Origin of the sequence: Mesorhizobium sp. M6A.T.Ce.TU.002.03.1.1 (assembly GCF_003997275.1) — a bacterium.
GTDB classification, from domain to species: Bacteria; Pseudomonadota; Alphaproteobacteria; order Rhizobiales; family Rhizobiaceae; genus Mesorhizobium; species Mesorhizobium mediterraneum.
Map to the genome: position 1 here is coordinate 40,737 of NZ_RZTI01000035.1, position 7,362 is coordinate 48,098.

At 64.9% G+C, this 7,362-nt stretch carries 6 protein-coding genes and 1 pseudogene; 4 read left to right on the plus strand and 3 right to left on the minus strand.

Annotated features, from left to right (window positions below):
* Positions 1–134 precede the first annotated feature (134 nt).
* From xylB to EOC93_RS13625, 3 genes are all read right to left on the minus strand, one after another.
* Positions 135–1,589, minus strand: coding sequence for a xylulokinase (gene xylB, locus EOC93_RS13615; RefSeq protein WP_127204871.1), 1,455 nt, complete (start codon positions 1,587–1,589; stop codon positions 135–137).
* A gap of 81 nt (positions 1,590–1,670) precedes the next feature.
* Positions 1,671–2,993 carry a tetratricopeptide repeat protein gene (locus EOC93_RS13620; protein ID WP_127204872.1) on the minus strand — a complete coding sequence of 441 codons (1,323 nt, stop codon included), beginning with the start codon at positions 2,991–2,993 and terminating at the stop codon, positions 1,671–1,673.
* A gap of 9 nt (positions 2,994–3,002) precedes the next feature.
* Entirely contained in the window at positions 3,003–3,626 is a 624-nt protein-coding gene (locus tag EOC93_RS13625; protein WP_095484427.1) for a LysE family translocator, read from the minus strand.
* A 204-nt stretch (positions 3,627–3,830) separates the two neighbouring features.
* Between EOC93_RS13625 and EOC93_RS13630 the strand changes: the two genes are divergently transcribed.
* The 4 genes and pseudogenes from EOC93_RS13630 to EOC93_RS13645 form a co-directional block, all read left to right on the plus strand.
* On the plus strand, positions 3,831–4,604 hold the full coding sequence (locus EOC93_RS13630; protein WP_127204873.1) for a L,D-transpeptidase: 774 nt from the start codon (positions 3,831–3,833) through the stop codon (positions 4,602–4,604).
* A 118-nt stretch (positions 4,605–4,722) separates the two neighbouring features.
* Positions 4,723–5,889, plus strand: coding sequence for a diphosphate--fructose-6-phosphate 1-phosphotransferase (locus EOC93_RS13635; RefSeq protein WP_127204874.1), 1,167 nt, complete (start codon positions 4,723–4,725; stop codon positions 5,887–5,889).
* Between the two features lie 16 nt (positions 5,890–5,905).
* Positions 5,906–6,631: an MBL fold metallo-hydrolase gene (locus EOC93_RS13640; protein ID WP_127204875.1), complete on the plus strand. Its 726-nt coding sequence runs from the start codon at positions 5,906–5,908 to the stop codon at positions 6,629–6,631.
* A 474-nt stretch (positions 6,632–7,105) separates the two neighbouring features.
* Positions 7,106–7,362: pseudogene (locus EOC93_RS13645) on the plus strand (serine protease); the annotation flags it as partial.

A 7,362-nucleotide genomic window follows, 5' to 3' on the forward strand; every position in this document is an offset into this window, starting at 1 on the left:
CAAGGGGGGAGATTGGCTGGCTTTTCCGCCTTCGCCAATCACCGATCTCGCAAGACTGGCATAGCCGTCGACGCTGCCGATCTCCCCCCTTGAGGGGGAGATGGCCGGCAGGCCAGAGGGGGGTAAGCGCCGGCTCACGCGGTTACAGCACTGATCGCCGGGTAGAGCGCCCGGTAGCGCTGATAAGCATCCGCATAGGCGTTGCTCAGTGTGGCGACCGGTTCGATGGTGGCATCGGTGGCTGGCGCCGTGCACACTCTGAGCGGATCGGCGCCTGTCGCCGCGATCATGCCGAGCCGGGCTGCACCGAAGGCAGCGCCGAAATCGCCGTCGGCGGGAACGTCGACGGGCAGGCCGAGCGCGGTGGCGATGGCCGTCAGCCAGTAGCGCGAGCGCGAGCCGCCGCCGATCGCCGTCACCCGCGTCAGCGTCGTGCCGGCCTTGGCCAAGGCTTCGAGACTGTCGCGGAAGGCGAAAGCCACGCCCTCCAGCACGGCCTGGGTCAACACGGCGCGGCTGGTTTCATGTGCAAGCCCGGTAAAAGAGCCGCGAATGGCCGAGTCATTGTGCGGCGTGCGCTCGCCGGAGAGATAGGGCAGGAAGGACACGCCGGTCGGCGCCTTCAGCGCATCGCCGAGTTCGGCGGTCAGCTCGCCGGCGCCTTTTCCTGATATCTCCGACAGCCAGTTGAGCGAATCGGTTGCCGACAGGATGACACCCATCTGGTGCCAGGTATCGGGCAGCGCGTGGCAGAACGTGTGCACCGCGCTTTCCGGGTTTGGCAGATAGGACGCGTTGGCGGCGAACAGCACGCCTGACGTGCCGAGCGAGACGAAGGCCTGGCCGGCTGCGACCGTGCCCATGCCGCAGGCCGAGGCCGCATTGTCGCCCGCGCCGCCGGCGATCGCGGTGCCGGCCTGCATCCCCCATTTCGAGGCCAATTCGCTGCGCAAGGCGCCAGCCTTCTCAGTGCCTTCGACCAGCGATGGCATCTGCTTCTCATCAAGCGACGTGGCAGTGAGCAGGTCGGATGACCAGCCTCGCTTGCCGACATCGAGCCAGGATGTGCCGGCCGAGTCAGACATTTCCGAAATGTGTTCGCCGGAAAGCCAGAGCCGCAGGAAATCCTTCGGCAGCAGGACCTTTGCCACCTTGGCGAAAATATCAGGCTCGTTGTTTTTCACCCAGACCAGCTTTGGCGCGGTGAAACCGGGGAAGACGATGTTGCCGGTGAGCTTGCGAAAGCGCGGATCGGCGTCGAGCTTGGCCGCCTCCGCATGGCTGCGCGTATCGTTCCACAGGATGCAGGGGCGCAGCACTTGGTCGCCGGCGTCGAGCAAGGTGGCGCCATGCATTTGGCCGGACAGGCCTATGCCCTTCACGGCGGCGAGCTGCCCTGGATGCGATGCCTTGAGCTCGGCGACCGCTTCCTCGCAGGCGCGGATCCAGTCGGCGGGATTCTGCTCCGACCAACCGGGATGCGGCCGCGACACGTCGAGTGAAGCATGGCCGGAGCCGATGACGGTCTGCCCGGCATCGATCAAAAGCGCCTTGACGCCCGACGTGCCCAGATCGAGGCCGAGATACATGGTGTCCTCCCAATGTCATTAATTTTTTCGGATCTCGAAAAAATCTGACTTGGCAGTTTTTAAGACAAGAACCGCCTCCGGTCAATTCTCCGGCGAATCGTCCGCCCGCCGCGAGAACAGTGCCGACAGCGGACTGTCCGGCCGCGCCAGCGCTCGTTCCGCAGCAAGCGCCCTTGCCAGCGCATGGTCGCCGGAACGCAACGCCGCCTCGACCAGCGTCAGGTCGATGACGTCGCGTTGCGCGTGGCTGCCGCCGAAGCGGTGGGCGATCGCCCGGATTGGCCGGATCAGGCGCACCGTCTCGGCATAATTGCCGTCGCCGAATGCCTTGATGGCGAGCGTCAGGGGATGGCCGACGTCCCGGGTGAAGGCGGCGTTGTCGTCGTTGCCGCGCATAGCCTCGCGCTGCGCCTCGAGCAAGGTGCGAGCCGGCGCTTCGAGGCCGGCGCCGACGAAGGCCATCATCGCGTGGACATCGTTGAAGGCATAGTTGCCGGCGCTTGCCTTGGCCCAGTTGGCGGCGATTGCCGCCCAGCGGTCGCCGACATCGCCGCCGCCGAGATGCAATCGCCACAGGATCGCCGAGGCGTCGACCATGTTGAGCGCCAGCGTCGAGCGCTCGCCGTAGATCGGCCCATCATAAAGCGCCAGCACCTGGTCGGTCTCGCCGAGATCGTAGTGGAACAGCGCCAGATGCCACCAATTGTGCACTTGCAGGAAGCTCTCTTGCGTCCACGCTTCGGGGTTGGCGCGCATCCAAGCGATGCCGTCCTTTTGCCGGCTCTGCATCTCCATGACATGCGCGACGGCGTGCTGCGCCCAGCCGTCGCGCGGCTCGATGTCGACTGCCGCGCGGCCCAGCTTTTCGGCGCGCGCAAAGTCGCCCATTTCCTCCAGCCCGAACGCCTGCATGCCGAGTATGGCGTGATAGCCGGGCATGCCGTTCTGCCACGACGGCAGCGCGCGGCCGATGCGGTCGCGCAGCATGCGGGCGTTGCCGGTGAAGAAATCGATCTGGTGCCCGGTCTGCAGCGCCAGCGCGTCGAGCGGAAACTCGATGGCGATATCCTCGAGCAGACGGGCGGCTTCATGCCAATGTCCTGCGGCAAGATGGCCAAGTGCTGCGACGTGCGCCTGCTCACGCGTCGTCGCGGCAAGCGGCAGCGCCGCCTCGTGGCATGTCCTGGCCACAGCAGTCGCCTCGCGCTCGGTGGCGAGGCCGAAGAGATAGCCCTTGAACACATGCGCCATGACGAAGCCGGGATCCTCGGCGATGGCTCGGTCGACCGAGCCGACCGGATCGCCGATGAAGCATTGCAGTTCGCGGACAGCTTGGCTGTAGGGCGTGAACCCGGCTTCGGTCGCGCCCGAAAAAGTCAGGCCGAATGCGTCCCTGACTGCCATGTCATGTCCTCAATTGCCCGAGCGCATCGCCACCGTGGCGATGCCGGCGCCGACCAGCAGCGTGCCGCCGGTGCGGTTGAAGATACGGATCGCCCGGGGATTGCGCACCACGTTGCGCGCCCTTGCGGCGATCAGGGCATAGCCGAAGGCATTGGCGAAGGCGAGCGCCAGGAAGGTGGTTTCGAAGATCAGCATCTGCGTCCAGAAATCGCCATGCCGGTCGAGGAACTGCGGCAGGAAGGCGACGAAGAAGGTGATGCTTTTCGGGTTGAGCGCGGTGACCAGCCAGGCATGCGCCATCATCTTGGCCGACGACACCGCATCCAGGCGCGGCTCGGCCCTGAGCGTGCCACCGGCGCGAAACAGCTTTACGCCGAGATAGATCAGATAGCCGGCGCCGATCACCTTCAGCACCGTGAACACGGTGGCCGACGCCGCCAGCAGCGCGCCGATGCCCAGCATCGACAGCGTCATCGCCGTGAAGTCGCCAAACGCGACGCCGACCGCCATCGGCAGCGCCGTGCGCCAGCCCTGGCCGAGCGCATAGGACACGACCAGAAGGATGGTCGGGCCGGGAATGACAAGAAGGATCGTCGAGGCCGCGGCAAAGGCGGCCCAGTTTTCGAAGGACATGCTCGTCTCCTTGAGCTCAAAGAAGAGGATAAATCCTCGACCTCACGAAGATGTAAAGGGGCAGCATTGAAATAGACGGCACGACGGCTCGGCCAGAGGTTAAGGTAGGGCAAGACGTCTTCACGCTTTTTCAACCATGATTGGTGAAAATACCATCGATCCGGCCGGACCGTGTTTCCCGCCGATAGCGTAGGGTTTGGGTACATGCGTGAGTTGCCGCAAGGTCTGACGCCGCCGTACAATGGCGACGCCGTCGAAATCGAAATTTCCGAAAACCAGCTTTCCCGCCGCGCGGTGTTGTCTGGCGCCGGTGCGCTGGCGCTGCTCGGGGTTGCCGGCTGCAGCCAGACGCTCGATTTGCCATCGCTGCAGCTCGACGGCGTCACCACTGGCGCGATCACCCCTATCCGCCCGAGCATCAGCGTCGACAAGAACATCACCAGCCCTGGTGTGATGTATGCCTCCGTCACCGATGGCGGCTTCACGCTGCCGGAAGTGCCCTACCTCAAGGTCAAGCCGGAATTCCGCCGCCAGATCGTCGTCGACCCGACCGGCGAGCAGCCCGGCACCATCGTCGTCCATTCGCAGGAGCGGCTGCTCTATCTGGTGCAGCCCGGCGGTGACGCGATCCGTTACGGCGTCGGCATCGGCAAGGAAGGCTTCCGCTGGTCCGGCCGCGCCAACATCCAGTACGGCAAGGAATGGCCGGTCTGGACGCCGCCGGCCGAGATGATTGCCCGCAAGCCGGAGCTGGTGAAATGGCAAGGCGGACAACCCGGCGGCCTCGAAAATCCGCTCGGCGCGCGCGCCCTCTACATCTATCAGAATGGCCAGGACACCGGCTACCGCATCCACGGCTCGCCCGAATGGTGGAGCATCGGCCAGGCGATGTCGTCCGGCTGCGTTCGCCTGATCAACCAGGACATCATCGACCTCTACAGCCGCGTCTCCAGGAAGAACCCGGTCGTCGTCGTCTGACCCTCCCGGTTGTCGTCTGACTTCATAGCGGCTGGCGCGGCCGCTCGACTCTCCCGTTGCGTGATCTCGCAAGACAGGCGAATGTGCCTGCAAAGCCACTGCTCGGGAGACGTGAAGCATGTCCGGAACTTTTGTGATCGCGCAAGGCGGCGGCCCGACCGCCGTCATCAACCAGACGATGGTGGGCGCCGCGCTCGAGATCCGCAAGCGGCATCCCGGCGCCAAGGTTTTAGGCTCCATCCATGGCGTGCGCGGCATTCGTGACGGCAACTATGTCGATCTTTCCGCCATTGCCGAGGACCGGTTGCGGCTGATTGCGGCCACGCCGAGCGCCGCCCTCGGCTCGACGCGCGACAAGCCGGATGCCGCCTACTGCGAAATCATCCTCAGCGGCCTGAAGAAGGCCGGCGCCGACGCCTTCATCTACATCGGCGGCAACGACACGTCGGGCACGCAGCAGATCCTGACCGACGCCGCCGGCGGCAAGATGGCTTTCGTCCATGCGCCGAAAACCATCGACAATGATCTCGAGGAGAACGACCACACGCCCGGCTTCATTTCGGCGGCCGAATTCGTCGCCGGCGCCTTTCTCTCGGTCGACCTCGATTTCCGTGCCCTGCCCGGCATCTATGTCGGCATCGTCATGGGCCGGCACGCCGGTTTCCTCACCGCCGCCGCTGCCGCATGGCAGCTTGACCCCGACAGCGGCCCGCATCTCGTCTATGTGCCGGAGCGCCCGTTCTCGGCTGCGGCCTTCATCGACGATGTTCGCGCCACGCTCGATCGCCATAAGCGCTGTATCGTCGCCGTCTCCGAAGGCGTCAGCACCGCCGACGGCAAGGCGCTAGTCGAAAGTCTGGTGCCGCCGGACAAACTGGAGCGCGATGCGCATGGCAACGTCAAGCTGTCGGGCAGCGACCTGCCGGCCGCTCTCGAGCGTGCGCTGGCCGAAGGATTGCCGGGCAAGCGGGCGCGCGTCGATGCGCTCGGCTACATGCCGCGCGGCTATGTCGGCGCCATCAGCGCCGTCGATGCGCAGGAAGCCTTCGACGCCGGCGCTTTCGCCGTCAAGGTGGCGGAGGAGGGCGGCGGATCGGTAGCGCTGCAATATGACGGCAAGAAAACCGTGCTGAGGAAAGTGCCGCTGAAAAACGTCGCCGGCAAGACGCGCCACATGCCCGACGATTTCATGCTGCCGGATGTCAACCAGCTCTCCGATGCGGGCATGGCCTATCTGAAGCGCCTGGTCCCCGAAAAATACAAGGTCGGGAAGCCGTTCGTCTGATGCCGGATATCTCCTGATGCTTGACTGGTTCAGCAAGACGGAAGTCGACGCCCATACGACGATGCTGACCGAGCCGTTCGTGCATGATTTCGTGCGCGCCAATATCTGGCATCTGCGCGGCCGCGACGTCGACCTGCTCGTCGACACCGGCATGGGCATCCGGCCGCTGGCGCCTGAGATCGACACGCCTGACGGCAAGCCGCTGCTCGTCGTCGCCACCCACATCCATCTCGACCATGTCGGCTCGCTGCACGAATTCCCCTCGCGGGCGGGGCCGAGGATGAGTGCCGCGCATTTCGACAGCATGGACGAAGCGGTCACCTACGCCCACATGTTCCACGATCTCGACGGCGCCGTCTCCAAGCTGCCGGCGCCCGGCTGGAAAGCAGCCGATTACAAAATCCCACCGGCGCCGCTGACGCGGACGCTTGACGAGGGCGATCTGGTCGACCTCGGCGACAGGCGGTTCCGCGTGCTGCATCTGCCTGGCCATTCGCCTGATTCGATCGCGCTGTTCGATGAGGCCGACGGCCTGTTCTTCGCCGGCGACGCCATCTACGACGCCATGCTGATCGACGACCTGCCGGACTCCGATCGCGTCGCCTATCGCCGGACTATGCAGCGGCTGCTCGACCTGCCGATCCGCGTCGGCCATGGCGGCCACGGACCGAGCTTCGACGCCAAACGGATGCGCGAGATCGCTAACGGCTATCTCAGGCGGACTGACGGGATCGGCGCATAGGAGGCTCCGGCAGGACGGGAAGAGATGCGGGCAGGCGCCGTCGACGAAGCTGCTGATCTCCTCCGCAAGGGGGGAGATTGGATGCCGCCACGGCTTTCGCCAGTCGTCAACGCCGGAAGCAGGGCCAGAGGTGTTCATGCTCTTGTGCCGGGTCTCAGTGATTTTGTTCTTGCTTTGTGCCGGCAGTTATGCTAGTAACTTTGGCATGGTGCTGATTGCGCCAGCGACCCGCCGTTGATGCGGGTTTTTTGTTTTCGGGTTTCGGCGCCATCGCGGCAGGCCGGTGCCAGGCCGTTATATTAAATCTTCGTAATATCATCTGGAAACCACGATCGCCGCCCTAGATGCGGGGGCTGTCGATCGGTCGGCTGCCTGCCAGGCGAGACAGGCAAGGCGACCCTCGACACGCCGAATGGGCGGTTTCCCAGCCGGAACGCCACGGTGCCCGACCAATTTCTCGCCCGGACAACGGCCATGTCACCCATCCACATTCTTCGCAGACATCGCGTCGCCGCCTTGCTGGGCGCCGCATTGATCGTCAGCCCTTTCATCCTGCCGCTCGCCCCCAAGCTGAATGGCGCCCTAGCAGAAACAGTGACCCCTCCCGTCACCGGCATGACGGTGCCCAATGGATCGTTCGCCCCGATCGTGGCGGCCGACAAGCCGGCAGTGGTGACGATCACCACCGTCATGAAGGCACAGTCGGAGACCATGAGCGACGCTGCTCCCTT